Origin of the sequence: Virgisporangium aliadipatigenens, from assembly GCF_016863615.1 — a bacterium.
In the GTDB taxonomy this organism is placed as follows: domain Bacteria; phylum Actinomycetota; class Actinomycetes; order Mycobacteriales; family Micromonosporaceae; genus Virgisporangium; species Virgisporangium aliadipatigenens.
The window spans coordinates 1-21,716 of record NZ_BOPF01000037.1 but is presented as its reverse complement, the minus strand read 5'-3'; the positions used below and the strand labels follow the sequence as shown (position 1 = coordinate 21,716).

The following is a 21,716-nucleotide window of genomic DNA, read 5'->3' as shown; positions in this document are numbered from 1 at the left end:
GCCGGCGTCCCCCGGCTCACCCGACCCGGTAGGCCCGCAGGACCTTCGTGGTGGTGGTGTTGCCGTAACTGTCCACCATGGACACCCGCAGGGCGACGAAACCCTTGTGGTGGTGCGGTGCGCGTACCTGCGCGGTGTACTTGCCGTGCCGTTCGACGGTCGGCGCCGGCACCCAGGTGCGGCCCTCGTCGTAGGAGGCCGACACCGTCGCGCTGCGGACGCGGCCCACCGGCCCCTGCGAGACGAACGTCAGCGGCACCGACACGACCTCACCGGCACGGGCGCTGTTGTCCGGCCCCAGCTGCGGCTCCAGGCCGATCGAGGTCAACGGCACCTCGCCCTCCTGCACGGCCGAGGAGCGGAACGTCCACTCCGTCTCCGTTCGCCGCGACAGGACGAACGGTTCGCCCAGGTCCACGGCGAACCGCAGCCGGTACCCGGCCGGATCCGCGCCGACCTCCCACGAGCCGAACGTCGCCGGATACTCACCCAGCTCGGTGTCGCCACGGCGCAGGCTCAACTGGAGCCCGTCGACCGCGTACGGCCACCCGATGTGCCCCGCCCCGTCGGCGAACGCGCTGAAGCCGGCGTAGAACGAGTTGCCCTGGCGCACCAGGACCGGCGAGCCGACGTAGGCGGGCGCGACCGTCGTGCTGAACACCGCACCGTTCCAGCGTTCGCTGTGGCGGCGGCCGCTGCGGTACCCCGCGTCCTGCTGCTGCGCCAGATCCAGCAGCGGTGCGCCGTCGACGACGTCACGCTCGACGACCCGCGAGCGCCACGGCACGTTGCCGCTGTAGTACTCCACGCGGTGCGCCGGCGCCGTCACCGGCGGCAGCTCGCTGCTCAACGGGTACGCGCCCGCCAGCGACGGTTCGGGGATCATGTTGGAACGCCACGCCGTCACACCCGTGGCGTTGCGCCCGTAGTCGACGTCCACTGTGGACAGCTCGGCGGCCTTGACGTCCTTGCGGAACCCGTTGACGAACGCCCCCTCGGTGCGCCACCCGAACTGGTAGACGTCCGGCGACGCACCCCGCTTCGGCGGGCCCTGGAACACCGCGTGCACCTGGCTGATCACCCCCGGCAGGCGCCCGGGTCCGGCGTCGGCGGTGTAGAGCGTCGCCGGGTCGCCGGAGACGGCGTCGTAGGTGGGGTAGCCGTCGGCGGCCCGGTGCACCATCAGGCTGGCGTCGTAGGCCTTGGCTTTGCGGTCCGGCACGGAGATGTGCACCGGCTTCGCCTTGCGGGCGTCCAGCACGATCTCCCGGTCCGCGTTCATCGTCACCTTGTTGAACGTCACCAGCGAGATCGACCCGTCGGCGCCGCGCATGTACGCCGCGACGTGCCAGGTGCTGCCCAGCGGCGCCCGCAGGGACTGGCTCGGCGTGTACACCGTGACGGCCTCGGGGCTCGACGGGTCGGGCTTGCTCATCGACAGCATCACCTCGGCCGGCGGCGCACCGTCGCGGCCGATCGCGTTCACCTTGAGGGTCGCCGAGGGCGCCTCGAGGTCGACGCTGACCGGCGTGCGCAGCGTGACGTCACCGCCGGTGGCGACCAACCGTCCACTGTAGAAGCCGTAGGCGTCGGAGGCCTTCTCGTCGGCGCGCACCTCGACACTCGCCGTGCCGCGCGCCGGAACCGTCACCGTCTCCGCGCCCAGGCTCAGCAACCCCGCCGGTGCGTTGGACTCCAACGACAGCGCGAGGGTGAGCGCGACGTCGCCGTCGTTGCGGTAGGTCACGCTGCGGCCGCTCGGCGCCTCGGTGTGCGGCCACTCCAGCACCCCGATGCTCAGCGACGGGGGCGACACGGTCACCGGCTGGCCCAGCGAACGCGCCACGTTCACCATCCCGGCGCCCTGGGCGAAGACGTCGTAGCCCGGATTCGGCAGGGCGCCGGCCATCAGCGATTCCTTGTACCGCGCGCCGTTCCAGCCCGGACGGGCCTGCGCCAGCAGTGCGGCCGTGCCGGCGACGTGCGGTGCCGCCATCGACGTTCCCGTGAATCCGATGTACGGGCCCTCCGGCAGCCCGGCCGCGCTGGGCGAGCGGGCCGCGGTGATGTCGGTGCCGGGCGCGGCGATGTCCGGCTTGACGGCGTAGTCGCCGATGCGCGGCCCGTGCAGCGAACTCCAGTACAACTCACCGGACTTGTCGAAGTTGGCGACCGACAGCGCGGCGTCGGCCGTGCCGGGTGAGCCCACCCGGAACGTGGAGCCGCCCCAGTTGCCGGCCGAGCAGACGAAGAGCGTCCCGTACTGCGCCGACAGGTCGTTGACCGCCTGTTCCAGCGGGTCGATACCGATCTGGTCCGGACCGCCGAGGCTCATGTTGACGACCTTCGCGCCGGAGGCCGCGGCCCACTGCATCGCCTCGAGGATTGCCGAGTCCGAACAGGCACCGCCGCCCGGCACGCTCCAGCACACCTTGGCGTCGATGAGCGCCGCCCCCGGTGCGACCCCCCGGTACTTCCCGTCGGAGGCGGCACCGGTCCCGGCGACCGTGGAGGCCACGTGGGTGCCGTGCCCGGCCACGTCCAGGCCGGTCTCCTTGTCGGGGACGAAGTTGCGCCGCGCCACGACCTTTCCGGCCAGGTCCGGGTGGCTGTCGTCGACACCCGTGTCGATCACCGCGACCGTCACGCCGCTGCCGTCGAACCCGGCCGCCCACGCCCCCGGCGCCCCGGTCATCGGCACGCTGACGTCCAGCGTCGGCTTGCGGATCCCGTCGAGCCAGATCTTGCCGCCGGTGAGCGACGTCCGCGTGCTCTGCCAGGTCCGGGAGAGCTCCGCGACCGGCACCGTGGTCGCGAACCCGTCGACCGCGTCCAGTTCGCGTTGCGACGACAGGCCGTACACGGCGCTCGCGTCCGAGACCACCAACGGCAGATGATCGATTTTGTCGAACTCGTATTCGAGCAGCGCCGTCACGTTGAACAGCCGCTCGTCCAGCCGGTCGGCCTTCAGCAGCGCCAACGCGTCCGACGGCACCACGTAGTCCGCCTTGTCCCGCCGGAAGCGCAGGAACTGCACGCCCGGGCGCGGCGTGACGGCCAGTTGGCCGCCGGCGACGGCGACCCGGTCACCGGTGAACAGCGTGACCGTCCGGCTGGGATCCGGCCGTGCCGCCGCCGTCCCGGGCGGCTCCGCGCCGGCGGCGGTCGTGGCCGCCACGATGAGCAACGTCGCCAAGGTGGCGACTGATGTGCCGTACGCCAGAAGCCGGCGTTGTCGCATGGTGCTGCCTCCACTTCGTTGCCCGATGTACGAGCACGGTCGGCGGAGTCTGTTCAGTCAGCCGTTTCGCGCCAATACCACGGCTGTTAACGGCGTCGGCACCGCCGGTTCGGCACATCCGTATTGACGCAGGTCAACTCGGGTTTCGAGGAAACCGCGTGTGACGTAGGTCGCGCCCGTGAGCACGTCTTTCGCCGCACGTTCTGCCGGTTGTTCTGCCGGCCGGACGGCTCGCAGTCAGCCCAGGATCGCTCGGATGACCGCGGTGCCCCCGTTCAGTTTCAGCAGGTGTACGACGTACCCGCCCGACTCGGGCTTGGCTTGGGGTCTGTCGCATCCGACCCGCCCGCCGCCGTCGGCGCGTATCTCCACACTGCATCCGGGCCCTGCCATGAAACCGCCACCGCCACCGAGGCCGTTGGGTTTGGTCAGCCGCGCCTTGACACCGCCGTTCTCCAGGAAGGCCGACACCGTCCACCCGCGAAGGGGGAACGTGACCGAGCCGGAGAAGGACACCTCGCAGTCGCCGTCGGCACACTCCGGGTACTTGGTGCCGCCCACGCTCGGCGCCTTCGTCGTCTGAGGCGCATTGGGCACCTGTGCCGTCGCCGCCTTCCGCGACTCATCCACGGAAGCAGCGGGAGAGCCGGTCGCGGTGGGGGCGGCGCCGGTGCTCGACGGCGCGACATCGGGGGACGACTCCGCCTTGGAGGCGCAGCCGGCCATCGTCAAGACCAGCAGTAGCGCCCCGATCGCGGTGCGAATCGTGGCGGAAAGTGGGCAGTGCGGCACGCGCGGAGTATAGAGACCCGACGAAGGCTTCCGGACCGTCCGCTCAGCGCACGGTGATCTCCAGCAGCGAGTAGCCGTAATTGGTGTTCCGCTTGGTGCCGTACATCCGCACATACCGCGCGGGCACCTTGGCGACCTCGACGACGACGTCGGAGCCCTGGCCGCTGCCGGTACTGAACACCGACTTCCACGTGGTGCCGTCGGTGGACAGCTCCACCTTGTACTCGGTGGCGTGGGCGTTCTCCCAGTGCAGCGTGACCTCGCTGATCTGCCACGTGCCGCCCAGGTCCACGCGCAGCCACTGGGGATCGCTGAAGCCGCTGCTCCAGCGGGTCGTGAGGTTGCCGTCGACCGCGTTCGACGCGCGCCACGCCTGGCCCTCCACGGTGGAGGCGGTCGCCTGGGTGTTCAGCGCGAGGTTGCGGCCGGCGGTGTTCGCCGAGGCCTGCGGCGCCGACGGGGACGCGGCCCGCGAGGTGGACGTCGACGGCGGGACCGACTTCGACGGGCCGGTGGAGGGCCCTTCGGTGCCGGGGGGCGGGGCGGCGGCCGCGGGTGCCGGGCCGTCCGACGACGCGAGCTGCGTCCGCGCCGGCGGAGCGGAATCGCCGCCGCTCAGCACGGTGTAGCCGAGGAGCCCGGCGAGCACGGCGACGGCGGCGGCCATGGCGGCGTACGCCCGGATGCGGGCCCGGCGGGCGCGCGTCGGTGGGTCCGCGACGGGGGCCGTGCTTGTGGATGCGGGCAGTGTCAGGGCGGACGACGTGGGGCCGTTCAGCGGGTCCGCCGCCAGGAGCAGGTCGACCAGTTCGCGGGCGGTGGGCCGCTCGACGGGGTCCTTGGCGAGGCTCCGGGCGACGATGAGGCGCAGCGAGTCGGGCAGGCCGGTCAGGGTGGGCGGCTTGGTCAGGATGCGCATCATGGTGGCCGGCGCCGACTCACCCTCGAACGGCGTGCGACCGGTGCCGGCGAAGGTGACCACCGCGCCCCACGCGAAGATGTCGGCGGCCGCGTCGAGGTGCGGGCCGCCGCCGTCGTCGAAGCGTTCCGGTGCCATGTAGGAGACGGTCCCCACCATCTGGTCGGTCCGCGTGTGCTGGCTGGTCGCCTCCAACGGCCGGGCGATCCCGAAGTCGATCACCTTGACCCCGCCCGGCGCGAAGAGCACATTGGCCGGCTTGAGGTCGCGGTGGATCACCCCGGCGCCGTGGATGCCGGTCAGCGCGCCGGCGATGCCGAGCGCCGCGGCGTGCAGCGCGTGCGGGGACAGCGGCCCGTGGTCGCGCACCACGTCGGAGAGGTTGGGCCCGTCGACGTACTCCACCACCAGGTACGGCGGGTCGTGGTCGAGGTCGGCGTCGATCACCGCCGCGGTGCAGTACGGCGGCACCTGACGGACCCGGCTGACCTCGCTGCGAAACCGGCCGAGGAACTCCGGGTGGTCGGTGAGGTCGGTCCGGATCACCTTGATCGCCACCGGCATGTTCTGCGGCGTGTGCCCCAGGAACACGGTGCCCATGCCGCCCGAGCCGAGCCGTTCCGACAGCGTGTACTCGCCGATGGACGCCGGGTCGCCCGGGCGCAGGGGATGACGCCCCACGATTCCTACCCCCATGCTTCGTCGACTGCGACGAGCGACCTTAGCGAACCGCTTCGAACAAGCCACCCGAGAACGCCCCGCGGGCGGCGGAATCGACGAAATTCCCTAGCCGGGCCGTCCGCCGAGACAGCCGCGGGCAGCGGTTGGCAGACGGGCTCCGGTGGCGAACCTGGCGGCAAGACGCTCATCGCGCGCGAGGATGCCTGAAGGCGCTCGGGTTCACGGCAAAGCGGAGGGGCCGGTGGCCTGAGCGCCGGGCGCGGGTATGCCGGCCTCCTGCGCCGCCAACTCGGAGCGGACGACTTCCAAGAGCCTGCCGATCCAGTTGTTGGCACGCTGCCCGGCCGCGGTCCAGTAGGCGGAGCCGAGGTCCAGGTAGATGATGCGGGCGTCGCCGGTGGCGAGCAGCGTGCGCGCCATCTGCGGGTGCTGGGCGAACTTCGCGCGCAGCAGTGCCGCCATGACGGCCAGGCGGGAGGTGGCCCAGCCGGCGCGGCGTGGCGCCTGCTCGGCGAGGGCCGCGGCGTCATCGCCGGACGGTGCTGCGGCGATGCGGTCATGCCAGACAGGATCGCTGCTCGACAGCGCCCAGTAGGCGTGCGTGACGGACGGATAGCTGCATTCGCTGACCGTGATGCGCGCTCGCCAGCCGTTCTGGAGTACCTCCGTGCCGGGGCGCTCCTGCCGTCCGCGGTAGATGGTCAGCGTCGGCGCCTCGGGCACGTCGGGGCCGTCTGCCGGGATCCGTTCCGCCCGCCGCACGCGATCGCGGTCGCGCTCGCGGAAGTATGCGACGGCCTCCGCGTGCATGGCCGCGGTCACCACCTCCCCGTCCGGGTCGGTGTCCCCCACTGCGGTGGCCAGAACCTTCAAGGGCCGGTCCCTGTTGTCCATGTCGCCGAGGGCGTAGACGCGCAGATGCTCGGGGATAGCCTCGTAGCGGTCGCGGACGACAAGCCGGTTGTCCTGCGTCGGATCGGCCAGGTAGGTCCGCACCGCGAGCAGGCACCGGCCGGTCGCATCTGGCCGGTCGTTGAGCAGGTCGATCTCGTCGGCGACCTCGCCGAGGAGCATGTCCGCGTCGATCCAGGTACGGGGTTCGGCGAAGCGCCAGACGGCCACGTGGTGGGCCGACGCCCGTAAGCCTTCCTCAAGGGTGGTGGCGACCCGACCGCGGCGCAGTTCGGTGCGCAGTCCGTCCAGGTCGGTGAGTCCTCCGAGGCCGCAGTCGATGGCACCGTCCGCGTAGACGATGAGGTCGGCCAGATGGTAGGCGTCGCCGTTGCGAACGAACACGTGCCGCCAGGTGCCCTCCACCCGCTGGCCGTCGACGTCGCGGTAGGTGCGTTTGCGCCATGTCACCACGGCACCGTAGCCGCGCCGGCCGGCACCGGCCATTCGATAACCGCCGTCGATCTGCTGCTCCTGTTGGATCAGCCCGGCAGTTCAGCCATCACCAGTCCCAGGGCGCCGGGGGCGTCGGTTTCGTCGTGGGTTCGACCGTCGGGCGTGCGGACCAGGTACCGATCAGGAGCCTCTACCGGTGTGACCGTGGGATGTTCCCGGCTGAAGGGCCACTGTGGCGTGCTGCTGAAGCACAGGGTCCAGTGGCTGGTGTACGGCCGCAGTGCGCGCAGCCGCGGCTCGTGGAACGCCAGAGCGACGAACGCCGACAGACGCGCCGCCACCCGATCCGCGCAGTGGTTCTCGTACAGCCACAACCACTTGGACTCCCGGTGATCGCCGCGCTCCCGCGCCTCCGCCAGGGCCACCGACCCCAGAAACGACCATGCTGCCGCGACCTGCCCGGGCCGCGCCCGGGACAACCACAGCCGCGCCGCCTCGGCGGCCGTCGCAAGGTCCGGAGCGTACCCCTGCAGAAGGGTGGTCCGGCCGGCGCGAAGCGCCAGGTAGAACTGCCGCTTCCAGGGACTCAGGAGCAGATCGGCGTGCAGCTCGCCGTTCTCGACCGTCGCGGTGCGGTGCGGGTTCGAGCCTTCCCGCTGATGCGCCCGAAGCGGGGCTGCCTGACGGTCGAACTCGGCCTGCCACGCGCGCCGCGCGTCCCCTGCGGCGGCAACCTCCGGATACCAGACAACTGCTCGGCTCCAGTCGTCTCCCGCATCGGTCACCATTCCATCGTGCATGCCCCGGGCCGCCCGCTTGCAAGACGCTGTCCACTCACCCCGCGGACGGATCACGACGTGGCGATCAGGCCTCGGCGTTGCGGATCTGCTCGAATGTGCCGTCGGCCCTCATGCGGTAGCGCCGCGGCGGTCCCATCCGTTGCATCAGTTGCCTCATCGTGGCCTCGCGTTCCGCCTGTTCCCGCCCCGTCGGGTCAGCGACACGGAATCCTCGCAACGGGACCTCGTACGGGTCGACATCGCTCGGGTCCGGACGACCTTCCAGGATGAAACCGAACAACGCGCGCAAGGCCTCCTGTCCCAGCTCCAACGGGTGGAACGGCAGCGGGTACGGATCTCCTGACAACGTCGATCGGACCGGTCGTTCGCCTGCCCAGTACGGCCGCTCGAAGTCGTACGGTTCACCGATGTTCTCCGCGATGCCGCCGTGCGGAGAGACGCTGAGCGAGCGGATCAGAGAGCCGTTCTCCCACACCGCGAAGCAGAGCCAGTCAGCGACCGAGTTCATCCCGTGCATGATGATCCGCCGGTCGCCTCCCGCCCGAAGCAGACCTGCCGGTAGCCGCGACGGGGGGTCACAGACGAGCCGGCGATCGCAGAACAACTCGGCCCCGGCGAGCACGGTCGCGTAGCTGGTGTCATCCGGCGGGTAGATGTTGCGGCCGAGCGCGCCGTCGGCAATCGGTGCTACGTCGTAGCCGGGGTGTATTCCGCGCACGAGCGCGAGGACCTCAGCGGGGTCGGCCTCCACGACTTCCCGCAGCGCGGTCCGCAATTCACCCGAGGTGAAAGCCAGTAGTGCGGTCTTCGCGCCCATCGAACCCTTCGCCTCCGCCGGATGATCACGCAGACTACGGCCGACCGGGCTCGCTCCGGTACAGCACCGGTCATATCGAGATTCCGCCGTCGACGGGAAGGACGACTCCGGTGATGTACCCGGCCTCTTCGGAGGCGAGGAAGGCCGCGGCCGCCGCTATTTCGCTGGGCGCCGCGAACCGGCCGAGCGGGATCGCGGCTTCGAGCTCCTGACGCTTCTCCTCGGGGATCGAGCCGATCATCCGCGTCTCGGCGTTGGGCGAGATGGCGTTGACGGTCACCCCGAACGCCGCGAGTTCCTTGGCCGCGGTCTTCGTGAAGCCGATGATCCCGGCCTTGGCGGCGCCGTAGTTCGCCTGCCCGACGTTGCCGCGCAGGCCCGTGTACGACGTCACGTTGATGACCCGGCCGTACCCCTGCTGCCGGAACGCCGGAACCGCGGCGCGGGTCAGCCGGAAGGTGCCACCCATGTGCACGTCCAGCACCTCGGACCAGTCCTCGTCCGACAGCTTCCAGAGTCGACGGTCGCGGAGGATGCCGGCGTTGTTGACGACGATGTCCAGCCGGCCGGTCGCCGTGATCGCCTGGTCCACCAGTGCCTCGACGGCCGCGGTGCTGGTGACGTCGCAGGCGACGCCGACCGCGCCGAGTTCGTCCGCGGCGTGCACGACCTCGGCGGCGTCGGCGTCGACCAGGAACACGTTCGCCCCGGACCGGTGGAAGAGGCGGGCGAACTCCAGTCCCAGCCCTCGTGCCGCTCCGGTGACGATCGCGGTTCTCCCCGCGAAGTCGAACGTCAGGTTCGGCAACTCCTGCCCCTTCTCATGGCTAGAGCACCTCCTCCGCGGCGTCCTTCAACGAGGTGAGGACGCGGCGGGCGTGCGGCGTGTCGGGGAGCACCGCCAGAAGCAGCGGAGTGCTCGTGAAGGTCGACTGGTGGACCATGAGGCGACGAACCCATTCCATGCCCGCCGCCAGTTCGGCGAGGGGATCGCTCGCCCCGCCGCGTACCCAGTTTCCGAGCGCCGATCGGTGGATCGCGTCGATGAGGGCCGCGAGTGCCATCGACTGGAACGGCGGGGCTTCGGGTGGCAGCCGCTCACGCAGGAACGAACGGGTCAATGCGACGTACCGCTCGTGTTCGATGATTTCCCGTTTCCGCAACTCGGGCACGACGCGCGTCAGTTTGTATCGCCGGAGGGCGAGCTCGGGACGGCTGAGGAAATCGCGCAGTGACGCCTCCGTGGCCGCGATGACGGCGTCCACCGGATCCGTGTCGGGAGCGGCTTCGAGAAGGCAGCGTTCCACCAGACCGAGGCGTTCGGTGTGGTCCGGGAATACGAGCTCGTCTTTGCTCTCGAAGTGCCGGAAAACGGTGCGGCGGGACACGCTGGACGCCTCCGCGACGGCTTCCACCGTGACGTTCGCATATCCCTCCTTCAGGAACAGGGCCATCGCCGTTTCCGAGATCCGGTACTTGGTCTCGTTTATTTTCCACGAAGTCACCGACCGGCGCCCTCTCTCCTTACGTGGCGTTGCGCGAACGTCATTCCCGGGTATCGGCCGCACCGCGGCGGGTGGCACGGCGTAACCGCCGGGCCAGGTATCGGTGCCGAACGGTACCCCAGACTCCACGACGGAACAGCAGTACCACGAGAACGAAGACCGAGCCGGTGACCAGGTCGATGCCCTGAAAACCGGACGAGGCGAGATAGTCGGCGAGCATCACGGTCAGGAACGCGCCCAGAATTCCGCCCCACAGCGTGCCGATGCCGCCCAGCACCGTCATCAGCACGACTTCGCCGGAGGTGCTCCAGTGCAGTTCGGTCAGCGCGACGAAACCGTGGTTGATGGCGAACACCCCACCGGCCAGGCCGGTCAGTCCGGCGGAGAGCACGAAGGCGATGACTTTGTACTTCTCCACTTCGTATCCGAGTGCCCGGGCCCGCTGGCTGTTGTCACGGATCGCCATCAGGACCCGCCCGAACGGCGAGTGCACGATGCGCCAGGCCCCCCACATACCGAGCAGGATGATCGGCAGGGCCGCGTAGTAGAAGTAGAACGACTCGGTCTCCACGAGGTCGATGCCGAAGAATGTCCGGGGCACGCCCTGGAGGCCGTTTTCGCCGCCGGTCAGCCCGCTCCACTGATATGCGATGAAGTAGACCATCTGCGCGAAGGCGAGGGTCACCATCGCGAAATAGATCCCGGACCGGCGCACCGACAGGTAGCCGATGGGCAGGGCGAGGATCATCGCGAACACCGCGCCGGCGAGGACGGCCACCGGGAACGGCGCGCCGTAGTGCGTCGCGATCAGCCCCGTCACGTAGGCCGAACTGCCCCAGAACGCCGCGTGCCCGAACGACAGCAGGCCGGTGAAGCCGAGCAGGATGTCCAGGGCGATCGCGAACAGCGCCAGCGCCACGATGTCCATCGCCACCGGCGGATAGACGAACCAGGGCAGCGCCAGCGCCGCCACCAGGCCGACGGCCAGCAGGACCCAGCGCACCCGCGGATCGCTTCCCGTGGAGGGAACGTCCGCCTCGGTGGCCGGGGCCTCGGTAACCACGGACTGCGTCACGCCGTCGCCTCCTTACGTCCGAACAGCCCGGCGGGCCGGACGAGAATGATCAGAACCATCAGGACGAAGATGAGGATCTGCGCGAACGTCGGCGCGTATGCCTGCCCGAACGCCTCCACCAGACCCACCATGAACCCCGCGATCACCGCGCCGACGATCGAACCCAGCCCACCGATGACCACGACCGCGAAGAGAATGATCGCGAAGTTGTTGCCCATCTCGGCCGTGATCGCCCGGAACGGTGCGGCGAGCACACCCGCCAGGCCGGCGAGCGCGACGCCGAAGCCGAAGACCGGGGTCACCCAGCGGCCCACGTTGATACCCAGGGCGCGGGCCAGCTCGGGCTTCTCCGTCGACGCACGGACGATCATGCCGATCCTGGTGCGCGTCATCAGCAGCCAGACGAGCGCGCAGATCCCCACCGAGAACAGCAGCACGAACAGCTGGTAGCGGGGCAGCACGACGCCGGCCAGGTCGACGCGTCCCCGCAGCGGGCCCGGCAGCCGGTACGGCAGCCCGGACACGCCGTACTGCTGCTTGACCAGCTCCACGAGGACCAGCGTCAGGCCGAACGTGAGCAGGAAGTTGTAGAGCGGGTCGAGCCGGATCAGCCACTGCACGAGCAACCGTTCGACCAGGACGCCGAAGCCGAACATCAGCACCGGCACCACCAGCAGCGACCACCACAGCGAGAGGTCGAGCAGGTCGAGCAGGACGGCCGCGGCGACCGCGCCGAGCATGTAGAACGCGCCGTGGGCGAAGTTCACCACGCCCAGGACACCGAAGATGATCGCCAGCCCGAGGGCGGCCAGCGCGTAGAAGCTACCGGCCGCCAGTCCCTGTACGGCGTACTGCAGCACTGCGTTCATGTGCTCCCTTTCGGCGATGCTGACCCCCGGGCGCCCGAAAGGACGCCCGGGTTACGAAGCCGGCGCACGGCTCACATGGAGCAGCCGGATGCCTCGGCGGGCGGGAACGCCTTCGCCGCGGGAATCGTGGCCACGATCTCCTCGTAGTCCCACTCCTCCTTCACCTCCGACGCCTTCTTGACCCGCACGAGGTATGCGTCGTGGACGACGGAGTGGTCCTTGGCGCGGATTTCGCCGTTGCGCAGGAACACGTCGTTGAGCTTCTTGCCTTCGAGCTTGGCGATGACCTCTTCGGCCTTGTCGGTGCCGGCCGCCTGGACCGCCTCCAGGTACTGGGTCGCCGCGGAATAGTTGCCGGCGTGTTCGAAGGACGGCCGGGTCCCGGTCTCGGCCTTGAACCGGTCCGCCCAGGTGCGCGCCTCGGTGTCCATGTTCCAGTACCAGGCGTCGGTGAACATCGTGCCGGCGAACTGTTCCACGCCCAACGAGTGGATGTCGTTGATGAGCATCAGCCCGACGGCGAGCTCGATTCCCTTCGCCTTCAACCCCGACTCGTTGAACTGCTTCACCAGGTTGATCAGGTCACCGCCCGCGTGCATCGTGCCGATGACGTCGGGATTGGTGCTGCCGGCCTTGGTGAGGAAGGTCGCGAAGTTCTCGTTCGGGAACGGCGTCGGGATGGTGCCCTGGACCGTGCCACCCGCCTTCTTGATCGCCTCGGTGAAGGACTTGGTCATGTTCTGGCCGAACTCGTAGTCGGGGTAGATGATGTTCCAGTTCTTGCCGCCGTTCTCGGTGACGGTCGTGCCGGTGCCGTTGGCGAGCATGTAGGTGTTGTAGGCCCACTGGAACGTGTACTTGTTGCACTGGGCGCCGGTCAGCGCGGTGGTCGCGGCGCTGACGTCGAGAAACAGTTTCTTGTGGTTCTTCGCCTGGTTGGCGACGGCCAGGGCGGCGGACGAGGTGGGCACGTCGAGGATGACGTCCGCTCCCCCGCGCTCGTACAGCTCCGACGCCTTGGTGTTGGCGATGTCCGGCTTGTTCTGGTGGTCGGTCGACGTCACCTCGATCTTGTCGACGACCGCCTTGTCGCCGTACTTCTTCTTGTAGTCCGCGACGGCCATCTTCACCGCCTTGACGGAGTTGGGCCCCGACGCGTCCTTGTAGATCCCGGACTGGTCGTTGAGCACCGCCAGCACCAGCTTGTCCCCCGAGAAATCACCTCCCGACGCCCCCGGGCCGCCCTCACCACAGGCACCGAGCAGCAGTACGTTCGTCAGAACCAGGCCGCCGGCCCACATTCGCTTGCCATACATGGCGTTCCCCAGTCGTATCGAAGCTTCGCGTTGTCTCATCGGCCGGTCAGATGCCGAGGTGCTTGAGGAGTTCGCCCTCGCGGCTGCCGAACTCGGAGTTGTCGATGGCGTTGACGATGCGGCCCTGGCTGATCAGGTAATGCCGGTCGGCCACGGTGGCCGCGAACTTGACGTTCTGCTCGATGAGCAGCACACCGGCGCCGGTGGCCTTGATCTCGCGGATGATGGCGCCGATCCGGGCCACGATCACCGGGGCCAGGCCCTCGGAGGGTTCGTCCATGAGCAACAGCCGGGCACCGGTCCGCAGCGCCCTGGCGATGGCCAGCATCTGTTGCTCCCCGCCCGACAGCGTGGTGCCGCTCGCCCTGCGGCGTTCGGCGAGGACGGGGAACGCCTCGTAGACCCGCTCCAGCGTCCAGGCCCGGTCGGAGACCTTGGGCGGCAGCAGCAGGTTCTCCTCCACCGAAAGGCTGCTGTAGATGCCGCGGTCGTCCTGGACCCAGCCCATGCCGGCGCGGGCCCTCTGGTGCGCCGGCGTGTGCGTGACGTCGCGGCCGAGGAAGCGCACGGCGCCGTCGACCTGCCGGTGCAGGCCCATCACGCACCGCACGAGGGTGGTCTTGCCGGCACCGTTGCGTCCGGCCAGCGCGACCACCTCGCCCACGCCCACGCGTATGTCCACCCCGTGCAGGGCCTGCGCCTGGCCGTACCACGCCTTCAGACCGGTGACCTCAAGCATGCTCGGCCTCGCCCAGGTAAGCGGTGATCACCCGTTCGTCGTTGCGGACCTCGTCGTAGGTGCCCTCCGCCAGGATCCTGCCCTGCTGCAGAACGGTCACCCGGTCCGCCAGGCTGCCGACGACGTGCATGTTGTGGTCGACGAGCACCACCGTGCGGCCGACCGCGATGCGGCGGACCAGTTCGATGGTGCGGTCGACGTCCTCGATCCCCATCCCGGCGGTGGGCTCGTCGAGGAGCATCACCGGTGGATCCACCGCCAGGACCAGTGACAGCTCGAGCGCGCGCTTCTGCCCGTAGGCGAGCAGGCCGACCGGCTTGTCCGCGAGCGGCAGCAGCCCCACCTGCGCGAGCAGGTCGTCGACCCGGGCCCGGTTGCGCCCCAGCAGCTTCTCCGACCGCCAGAACCGGAACCCGTCCCTGGTGTGTCCCTGGAGTGCGAGTTCCACATGTTCGCGGCTCGTCAGCGTCTCGAAGAGGCTGGTGATCTGGAACGACCTGGCCACGCCGCAGCGTGCGACCTGCTCGGGCGGGCGCCCGGTGACGTCCTGGTCGAACACCGTGATCGTCCCGGACGTGGGCGCCACGAAGCCGGTCAGGAGATTGAACAGGGTGGTCTTTCCCGCACCGTTCGGACCCACCAGAGCGTGCACGCTGCCTTCCCGCACCGCCAGGTCCACGGAGTCGACCGCGCGGAAGCCCCGGAACTCCTTGGTCAGCGCCCGCGTGCGCACCGCCACCCGCTCGCCCGCCGTCACCTGGCCTCCTTCCGACGTGTTCGTGAACTCGGCGGCGTTCAGAGCGCGCACACGAAGCTCTGCGCGTTGTCGGGATCGCCCGAGCGGTACTTCGGCCAGCGCGGGTACTCGCAGAGCGGGCGCGTTCTGCCGTTCCTGCTGTCCACCGCTACCGGGTCGACCGGCGGCCGGCCGTCCTCGACCCACCGTTCCAGGGCGGAGAGCGAGTCCCAGTTGGCGGCGAAGGCGGGTGCGCCGAAGTTGGCGTGGTTCGCCCCCGGCGCGAGGTAGTACCGCATGAACTCGTTCGTCTTGCGGGCGCCCACCGTGTCGAGCACTCGCCGGTAGTAGTCGTTCGTCGAACGGTGCGAGACCAGCTCGTCGGCGGCGCCGTGCAGGAGCAGGAGTCGTCCGCCGGATCGCGCGAAGGGACGAAGGTCCGCGTCGTTGCGATCCTGGATGGTGGAGAGGTAGCTGATCCGGGAGAGCCACTTCCCCGGCCGCCGGGGATCGAGGTCGAGGGAGTTGTAGCCGGGATCCCTGGTCAGGAAGTACTTCACCCACTGATCCCAGTACTGGGGCCCGAACCCGCTGGTCACCGGCATGGGGTTGGCCGGCGCGGTGGTACCGAAGCCGAGATACGGCGTCCTCATGTCGGCGCCCGACAGGAGTGGGAAGCCGGGATAGGACCGTTCACCACTGGCGATGCGGTACGGCCAGCTGAACGGCGTCGACGCGGCGATCACCGATGCGATCTGCGGGTCGGACAGGCACGTCGGCCCGGTGTCCTCGCCGTTGGGGCAGCGGAGCACCCGGGGGTCGAAGTCGCATCCACGTTCGTTCGAGATGATCTTGTCCTCGACACCGTCCCGGCCGTCGCAGGCCGCCATGACGCTGTTGTAGAGCAGGCCCTGCTTGTCGGGCCCGGGGTACGCGCCGGGACGCGACATCACCTGCACGAGGTGTCCGAGAAACAGGATCTCGGCCATGTTGTTCCAGGCGGGGAAGACGGAGATGACGCCGTCGAAGGCGTCCGGCCACCGTTGCGCGACGACCAGAGCCTCGCGACCGCCCGTCGAGCCGCCCGCGAAGTACGTGCGGTGGGGACCGACGCCATAGCCACGACGGATGAGGTACCGGGCGGCGTCGTGGGTCTTCTTGAGGGCATCGCCGGCCGCGAAATTCCGGAGTGCCTCGTCGTTCGCGCCGAACGACCCGTCCAGGGGTCCGGTGGGACCCGCCTGGTGGCCGGAGTCGCTGGCGTAGACCGCATATCCACGCGCCAGCGGCACCGGTTGATCGGGGCGTCCGAACGCCACGTTCTGGGCGATGTTGGGAATCGTCCCGTTGAATCCGCCGCCGCCGAACATCATCGTGCTGCGGTTCCAGGCCACCGGCAGGCCGACGTTCAGCCTGATGTCCGGGGCGGACGGATCGACCGGACGAAGCGCGGCGCGGACGTCGCAGTACTCGACGGTCCGGCCACTCACCACCTGTGTCACCAGGGCTGCCGACTCGACCCGGCCGCCCCGCGTCGGCAGGCTGATCACCGACCTCGGGATCTCTTCTCCCGCCAACTCCGCGCATCTCGGGACCGCGCCCACCGCGGCGACGGCGGGCACCGGCCCGAGGACCATCGTCGCGGTCACCAGAGCGGTGACGAGCGTCGGACGGGCGGGGATTCGCATCAATCTTCCACGAACTCGGAGCACGCGACCCATTGCGATCTCCTGACTAAGCACGCTGTGCCGCCGATTCGTAAAATGACGGCACCGAGTGCCACTCACTGTGGCAGGCGTCACAAGAGGCCGCAAGGGGTCACACGAAGGAAATCTTGTGGTCATGACCGGCCGGCGGGGCATCGACGACGGGAAGTCCGGCCGGCGGCCCCCGATCGGTGGCCGCCAATCCCCGTTCTCCGACCCCGCCGCTCGATACCCTGGACGCGGATCATGAGGGTGAATGTCGAGGTAGTCCACTGTGGCAGGACGCGAGCCGGACCGGGACGGTGGTGGCGTTCCCACTGATGGCCGGCGGACCTACCTGGGTGGGGCTGCTCCGCCACTCCGACGACGCGGCCGCACCCGTCGAGCCCGCGCCCGGGCTGTCCCAGTTGCCCGCGCTCCTCGACGGGTTCCGTCGGGCCGGCCCTGATGCGTCGGTGCGGCAGGCCGGCACCGACACCGCCCACGTCCGCCTCGCCTGGGACCCGGACGGCTTGACCGTCTCCGTCGCCGACGACGGTCCCGGCGCCCGGACGCCGGCGGCCTCCGCGGCGCCCGAGCGGCCCGCGGGTTACGGCCTGATAGGCATGGGGGAACGTGCCAGCGCGGTCGGCGGCACCGTCGTCACGGGCACCCGTCCGGAAGGCGGCTTCCTCGTCCGCGCCCGCCTGCCGATCCAGCCGATGCGGGACACCACGGGCCCGGCCACTGACGAGGCCGGGACGGCGCGGTGACGATCCGCGTGCTGCTCGCCGACGACCAGGCGCTGCTCCGTCAGGCCTTCCGCCTGCTGCTCGAGAGCGCCGACGACATCACCGTGGTCGGGGAGGCCGTCGACGGCGGGGAGGCGGTGCGGCTCACGCGGCGGTTGCGCCCCGACGTCGTGCTGATGGACATCCGCATGCCGCAGGTCGACGGGCTCGCGGCGACCGCGGAAATCTGCGCGGATCCGCAACTGCACGCCACGCACGTGCTGATCCTGACCACCTACGAGACCGACGAGCACGTCGCGCGGGCACTGCGCGCCGGCGCCGGCGGCTTCATCGGCAACGGCATCGGGGCCGAGGAACTGCTGGACGCCTCGGAGGCGGCCCCGCACCCGGACGCCGGCCGGCTCGCCGGGCGCACGTGCAGCGCGCCATGACGAAGCTGGAGGCGCGCGATCGCGCGCAGCTGGTCGTCATCGCCTACCGGACGGGTCTGGCTCAGGCCGCCGACGGGAACTCGGGCAGCGCGAGCGCCGAGTAGGCCGGCCGTGGCGGCGCCGGCGGCAGGGTGACCAGCTCGCGGAGCCGGGCGTCGCGCTGCCGCAGGGCGTCCGCCGTGGTCGGGAAGAGCCCGGCGGCACCGCTGTCGACCAGCGCCTGGTTGACCGTCACGAACTCGCGGAGTTCGCGCTCGTAGGCAGCATCGCAAGCGCGGGCTCCACCACGGACTGCAACCTGCCGACGGCCGGGGTGCGGAGACCGCTTCGGCCGGAAATACCACAGGTGTGGAGACGGAAGTTCCTTTCGTGGAGCGTGCCGTTCACGCCTCCAGGCTTCCGTTCGGCGCCAGGCGGGGCATCGTCTCTCGTCACCGTCCGTGTCTGGTGCCGATGGACGGGCCGCTCATATGTTCTGGTGCGGCCGCACCAGGTCCGGGCGTCTGCGGGGCGGCACCGATGCGGCGGGTGTTCGTCACCGCCATCGTGTGCACCTCCGCCTCGGTGAAACCCGCTTCCAGCAGGCGGTCCGCGAGCAGTGCGAGCCCGTCCTCGACCGGCGGGTTGAACGGCTGTCCGAGGTCGGAGGAGAGCAACGAGTGCTCCGGGCCGACGCGCCGGATGTGGTCGAACAGCGTCTCCCAGGCGACCTTTCCGGTGTACGGCGTCGTGAAGCAGCGTTCCATCAGGGCTCCCTGCTCGGCGAGCGCGCGTTGGGTCCGCACCGGCAGCCTCTGCGACGTGAACTCCGGATGGGTGACCACGATGCGCCGCACTCCGCCCTCGGCGGCCGCCGCCACCACGGCGCTGATCTCGGCGCCGGAGAGGTGCCCGGTGGCGAGCACCATGTCGTGCTTCGCGATGAGGGCGAGCACCTGGCGCAGCGCCGGCACGACGGCGCCCTCGGCGTCGAGCACGTCGATCGCCGGCGCCTGGATCCCCTGCCGCGCCAGATCCTCCTGCAGCTGCGCCCACATCGGCGGCTTGGCGCCCGCCGGGTCGCGGGCCTGGCACTCGCGCTGGTTGGCGCAGTCCACCGTGGGCAGCCAGACGACCCGGGCGCCCTGCCGGCCGGCGATCTCGACCGCGACGGGGTTGAGCCCACCGACGGAACCGTTGAGGGTCAGCGCGCCCAGCGCGTCGACGCCGGGGACGGCGGCCCGGACCACCTCGGCGCGCTCGGCGGTGGGCACGTAGTGCGACTTGAGCACGAAGCCGGCGAGGCCGACCTCGGCGAAGCGGCGCGCCAGCGACACGTCGTCGACGCGGCGTGGCATCACGTCGGGCGCGACGTGGATGTGCGTGTCGTACGCTCCGGCGACGAGCTCCCGGGCGCGTGCCGTGGGAGTGGGATGGTCGGTCACCTGTGTGACCGTATCCACGAGTCCCGCGGCACGCGGTCCCGTTCTTGACCGCTGTCGATCGCGAGGCATCGTCCGGCGGGTCGGTGGTCAGTGCGCGCCGGTCGCCTTCTCGGCCGCGGGTGTGCCGTCGGCCGGCCGCACCGGGGCGGGCGTCCGGCCGGCGCGTCGGGTCCTGATCGCGCCGATCGCCCACACGCCGCCCAGAAGCAGGCCGAACAGCACCGCGATCCACGCCGCACCCGGCCGTTCGACCGCATCCACCAGAAGACGCTGCACGCTCTGGGCGGCATCGACCACCGGGTCGTCGATGTCGCCGCGCAACTCGTACCAGCCGTAGTAGGCGACGTAACCACCCGCGAGCAGCAGCACCGCACCGGCGAGGCGGGAGATCGCCGGGCCGAACCCGCGCAGGCGGGCCACGGCACCCGGGCGGGCCGTCGCCACGGCCAGTGCGGCCACCCCGACCAGCAGGCCCATGCCGGCGGCGTACGCGACGAAGAGCCCCACGCCGGTCAGCACCGATCCGGCGCGGAAGCTCGACGCGACGATCGCCAGGAACGGCGCGATGGTGCACGACAGCGACGCCAGCGCGTAGGCCGCGCCGAAGAGCACCATCGACCCGGCCGACCGCCGCAGGGCCGGTCCACGCGTCGGGCGCAGACCGAACGACGGCAGCGCGCGACCGGCGATCAGCCACCCGGCGAGCAGCACCAACAACACCCCGAACGCGACGGTGAACCACGGCAGGTACCGGTAAAGCAGACCCGCGACCGGCGAGATCACCAATCCCATGACGCCGAACACGGCGACGAACCCGGCCGTCATCGCGGCGGTGGCCGCGAGCGCGCGCCGGACGGCCAGCGCCCGGCCGGGACTGTCGTCACCGACGACCAGGAGCGTCAGGTACACCGGCAGCAACGCGAACCCGCACGGGTTGATCGCGGCGACCAGCCCGGCGGCCAGGGCGAGCCCGACATCGGCCATCAGGTCAGCGCACCCGCGCGGCCCGGCAGGTCGTCGCCCTTGAGAACGCCCTTGTGCACCACGGCGCCACGGCTGTCCAACAGCACGAACGTGCTCTGCGACGTCACCCCGAACTTCTTCCACACCACGCCGGCCTCGTCCGACAGGTGCGTCATTCCGTCGAGCTTCCACTCGCCGATGAACCGCTTCATCGCCGACTCGTCGTCGAGGCCACCGACGCCGACGACGTTCACCTTGCCCACCAGCTGTTCGGCGGTGGCCTTGACGCCCTTGGCCTGGCCGGCACACGTGGGACACCACGGCGCCCAGAACCACAGCACCGTCGGGCGTCCGGCGAGAGTCGCCCCGTCGAACTGCGCGCCGTTCACCGTCCGGGCCGTGAAGGCCAGCGTGGAGGCCACCGCGCCGGTCGCCGAGGCGGCTGAACTCGGACCCGGCGAAGCCGCACCCGCCGCGGACGAACCGGGCGCGGACGAACCCGGCGCGCTGTCGGCACCGGACGGGTCCGCTCCGCCGGCGCATCCGGCCAGCAGTACCAACGCGGCGACAAGCGGCGGGAAGAGGCGGCGAACGGACACGGCCCGACCCTACAAGCGAACCCGTCGCGGAGGTTCTTACGAACCGGTGTCACATCGCCGGACGCCGTCGCCACGACGCCGCTGCGGCTCGGCGCACCGATCGACGAACTCCGGGGTGACGATCCCCGCCGGCCCGGCCGCGTCGAAGCCGGGCGGGATCGCCACCGGCACTCGGCTCCGCCGACCCCGCCGTGTCCCCGGCCTTCGACCTACCACCCACCCGCTGACCCGGCGGGCGGCCGTTCGAGAAGCCGTTTGAGGTTGGCCAGGTCCTTGCTGTTGGCGCGCCGCATCGCCGCGGCCATCATCGGCGCGCTCATCCTGGCGAACCCCGCGGGCTCGCCACGGTTGCGCAGGGTCATGCGGGTGCGCTCCGGGTCGACCGGTTCCCACGTGTAGGTGGTTTCCATCGGGAACGGCCCCTGCGCGATGCGCATCACCAGCCGTTCGCCGGGGACGAGTTCCACCACCTCGTACGTGTACGCCAGCCGCCGGCCGAGGAACCGCGCCACGAAGTCCATCCGCGACCCGACGGCCACCGGCGCGGGCGTGCGCCACACCACCGACTCGATGTTCGCGTACCACGTGGGCGCGTGCGACGGATCGGCCGCGTAGGCGGCGACCTCCGCGCAGGGGCGCTCGATGATGATGTCGGTCAGCACGTCGACAGCCACAGAACCACTCCTACACCCAACGCCCGCCCCGGGTGGCGACACCCGCGATCCCGGCCGCGACAAGAAACCACGCGCACGATGTCGAGAACGGCGACAGCGGCTCCGACCTGACGCCGATGCTCCACGGGAGAGCACACAGCGGAAGGAACCCGAGTGAAGTACATGATCATGATGTTCGGCGGGCTGGGAGCCACCCTCGCCGAGCGCAGCCCCGAGTGGATCACCGGCATGCAGACCACGATGATGCGCATGGACCAGGAACTGCGGGCCTCCGACGAGGTCGTGGAGAGCCGGCACCTCACCGACCCCGCGCAGGCCACCACCGTCCGGTTCGTCGACGGCGCACCCGCC

Annotated in this window: 22 protein-coding genes; 3 read left to right on the top strand and 19 right to left on the bottom strand. The window is 70.3% G+C overall.

What is annotated here, in order from left to right; translation table 11 throughout:
* Positions 1-16 precede the first annotated feature (16 nt).
* The 14 genes from Val02_RS48900 to Val02_RS36995 all read right to left on the bottom strand — a co-directional run bounded on the left by Val02_RS48900 (position 17) and on the right by Val02_RS36995 (position 16,525).
* Complete coding sequence (locus Val02_RS48900) at positions 17-3,241, bottom strand: S8 family peptidase (protein WP_203903980.1); 3,225 nt, start codon at positions 3,239-3,241, stop codon at positions 17-19.
* A 237-nt stretch (positions 3,242-3,478) separates the two neighbouring features.
* Positions 3,479-3,802, bottom strand: coding sequence for a hypothetical protein (locus Val02_RS37055; RefSeq protein ID WP_203903979.1), 324 nt, complete (start codon positions 3,800-3,802; stop codon positions 3,479-3,481).
* A gap of 274 nt (positions 3,803-4,076) precedes the next feature.
* On the bottom strand, positions 4,077-5,633 hold the full coding sequence (locus Val02_RS37050; protein ID WP_239153631.1) for a protein kinase domain-containing protein: 1,557 nt from the start codon (positions 5,631-5,633) through the stop codon (positions 4,077-4,079).
* A 219-nt stretch (positions 5,634-5,852) separates the two neighbouring features.
* Positions 5,853-6,995, bottom strand: a complete 1,143-nt coding sequence (locus Val02_RS37045; protein ID WP_203903977.1) for an NADAR family protein — start codon at positions 6,993-6,995, stop codon at positions 5,853-5,855.
* A gap of 71 nt (positions 6,996-7,066) precedes the next feature.
* Positions 7,067-7,768 (bottom strand): DUF6193 family natural product biosynthesis protein, encoded by a 702-nt coding sequence (locus tag Val02_RS37040; protein ID WP_203903976.1) that lies wholly within the window; start codon positions 7,766-7,768, stop codon positions 7,067-7,069.
* Between the two features lie 76 nt (positions 7,769-7,844).
* Positions 7,845-8,597 (bottom strand): DUF6928 family protein, encoded by a 753-nt coding sequence (locus Val02_RS37035; protein ID WP_203903975.1) that lies wholly within the window; start codon positions 8,595-8,597, stop codon positions 7,845-7,847.
* Between the two features lie 70 nt (positions 8,598-8,667).
* Entirely contained in the window at positions 8,668-9,405 is a 738-nt protein-coding gene (gene fabG / locus Val02_RS37030; RefSeq protein WP_203903974.1) for a 3-oxoacyl-ACP reductase FabG, read from the bottom strand.
* A 19-nt stretch (positions 9,406-9,424) separates the two neighbouring features.
* The gene (locus Val02_RS37025; RefSeq protein ID WP_203903973.1) at positions 9,425-10,051 is read right to left on the bottom strand and encodes a TetR/AcrR family transcriptional regulator; all 627 of its coding nucleotides are present in this window, start codon (positions 10,049-10,051) and stop codon (positions 9,425-9,427) included.
* Positions 10,052-10,142: 91 nt separating this feature from the next.
* Entirely contained in the window at positions 10,143-11,165 is a 1,023-nt protein-coding gene (locus Val02_RS37020; RefSeq protein ID WP_308440047.1) for a branched-chain amino acid ABC transporter permease, read from the bottom strand.
* Positions 11,166-11,173: 8 nt separating this feature from the next.
* On the bottom strand, positions 11,174-12,046 hold the full coding sequence (locus Val02_RS37015; RefSeq protein ID WP_203903972.1) for a branched-chain amino acid ABC transporter permease: 873 nt from the start codon (positions 12,044-12,046) through the stop codon (positions 11,174-11,176).
* A 71-nt stretch (positions 12,047-12,117) separates the two neighbouring features.
* A complete protein-coding gene (locus tag Val02_RS37010) occupies positions 12,118-13,362 on the bottom strand; it encodes an ABC transporter substrate-binding protein (RefSeq protein WP_239153630.1) in 1,245 nt (414 codons plus the stop codon).
* Between the two features lie 46 nt (positions 13,363-13,408).
* Positions 13,409-14,101 carry an ABC transporter ATP-binding protein gene (locus tag Val02_RS37005; protein WP_203903971.1) on the bottom strand — a complete coding sequence of 231 codons (693 nt, stop codon included), beginning with the start codon at positions 14,099-14,101 and terminating at the stop codon, positions 13,409-13,411.
* Positions 14,094-14,858 (bottom strand): ABC transporter ATP-binding protein, encoded by a 765-nt coding sequence (locus Val02_RS37000; RefSeq protein WP_239153629.1) that lies wholly within the window; start codon positions 14,856-14,858, stop codon positions 14,094-14,096. Before Val02_RS37000 ends, Val02_RS37005 begins: the two co-directional genes overlap by 8 nt.
* Before the next feature lie 38 nt (positions 14,859-14,896).
* Positions 14,897-16,525 (bottom strand): tannase/feruloyl esterase family alpha/beta hydrolase, encoded by a 1,629-nt coding sequence (locus Val02_RS36995; RefSeq protein WP_203903970.1) that lies wholly within the window; start codon positions 16,523-16,525, stop codon positions 14,897-14,899.
* A gap of 323 nt (positions 16,526-16,848) precedes the next feature.
* Here Val02_RS36995 and Val02_RS36990 point away from each other — a divergent pair, with 323 nt between their 5' ends.
* Together Val02_RS36990 and Val02_RS36985 are read left to right on the top strand one after the other, a co-directional pair.
* Positions 16,849-17,295, top strand: coding sequence for an ATP-binding protein (locus Val02_RS36990; protein WP_203903969.1), 447 nt, complete (start codon positions 16,849-16,851; stop codon positions 17,293-17,295).
* Positions 17,292-17,705, top strand: a complete 414-nt coding sequence (locus tag Val02_RS36985) for a response regulator (protein ID WP_373318004.1) — start codon at positions 17,292-17,294, stop codon at positions 17,703-17,705. The genes Val02_RS36990 and Val02_RS36985 overlap by 4 nt, the downstream gene beginning before the upstream one ends.
* 61 nt (positions 17,706-17,766) lie before the next feature.
* On the opposite strand, the gene Val02_RS36980 is transcribed toward Val02_RS36985, so the two are convergent.
* The 5 genes from Val02_RS36980 to Val02_RS36960 all read right to left on the bottom strand — a co-directional run bounded on the left by Val02_RS36980 (position 17,767) and on the right by Val02_RS36960 (position 21,365).
* A complete protein-coding gene (locus tag Val02_RS36980; RefSeq protein ID WP_203903968.1) occupies positions 17,767-17,940 on the bottom strand; it encodes a hypothetical protein in 174 nt (57 codons plus the stop codon).
* Between the two features lie 196 nt (positions 17,941-18,136).
* Positions 18,137-19,129: a DUF6282 family protein gene (locus Val02_RS36975; RefSeq protein ID WP_203903967.1), complete on the bottom strand. Its 993-nt coding sequence runs from the start codon at positions 19,127-19,129 to the stop codon at positions 18,137-18,139.
* 87 nt (positions 19,130-19,216) lie between these two features.
* Positions 19,217-20,113, bottom strand: coding sequence for a cytochrome c biogenesis CcdA family protein (locus Val02_RS36970; RefSeq protein ID WP_203903966.1), 897 nt, complete (start codon positions 20,111-20,113; stop codon positions 19,217-19,219).
* Positions 20,113-20,691, bottom strand: coding sequence for a redoxin family protein (locus Val02_RS36965; RefSeq protein ID WP_203903965.1), 579 nt, complete (start codon positions 20,689-20,691; stop codon positions 20,113-20,115). Before Val02_RS36965 ends, Val02_RS36970 begins: the two co-directional genes overlap by 1 nt.
* 209 nt (positions 20,692-20,900) lie before the next feature.
* The gene (locus Val02_RS36960; protein WP_203903964.1) at positions 20,901-21,365 is read right to left on the bottom strand and encodes an SRPBCC family protein; all 465 of its coding nucleotides are present in this window, start codon (positions 21,363-21,365) and stop codon (positions 20,901-20,903) included.
* A 162-nt stretch (positions 21,366-21,527) separates the two neighbouring features.
* On the opposite strand from Val02_RS36960, the gene Val02_RS36955 reads away from it, so the two are divergent.
* The coding region (locus Val02_RS36955) for a YciI family protein (protein WP_506023583.1) at positions 21,528-21,716 on the top strand (189 nt) is incomplete at its 3' end.

Excerpts from the sequence above, each read along its gene's own strand:
- Val02_RS48900 (WP_203903980.1), bottom strand. The coding sequence starts at position 3,241 with ATGCGACAACGCCGGCTTCTGGCGTACGGCACATCAGTCGCCACCTTG.
- Val02_RS37040 (WP_203903976.1), bottom strand. The coding sequence starts at position 7,768 with ATGGTGACCGATGCGGGAGACGACTGGAGCCGAGCAGTTGTCTGGTAT.
- Val02_RS37035 (WP_203903975.1), bottom strand. The coding sequence starts at position 8,597 with ATGGGCGCGAAGACCGCACTACTGGCTTTCACCTCGGGTGAATTGCGG.
- Val02_RS37025 (WP_203903973.1), bottom strand. The coding sequence starts at position 10,051 with ATGGCCCTGTTCCTGAAGGAGGGATATGCGAACGTCACGGTGGAAGCC.
- Val02_RS37015 (WP_203903972.1), bottom strand. The coding sequence starts at position 12,046 with ATGAACGCAGTGCTGCAGTACGCCGTACAGGGACTGGCGGCCGGTAGC.
- Val02_RS37010 (WP_239153630.1), bottom strand. The coding sequence starts at position 13,362 with ATGTATGGCAAGCGAATGTGGGCCGGCGGCCTGGTTCTGACGAACGTA.
- Val02_RS37005 (WP_203903971.1), bottom strand. The coding sequence starts at position 14,101 with ATGCTTGAGGTCACCGGTCTGAAGGCGTGGTACGGCCAGGCGCAGGCC.
- Val02_RS36995 (WP_203903970.1), bottom strand. The coding sequence starts at position 16,525 with ATGCGAATCCCCGCCCGTCCGACGCTCGTCACCGCTCTGGTGACCGCG.
- Val02_RS36970 (WP_203903966.1), bottom strand. The coding sequence starts at position 20,113 with ATGGCCGATGTCGGGCTCGCCCTGGCCGCCGGGCTGGTCGCCGCGATC.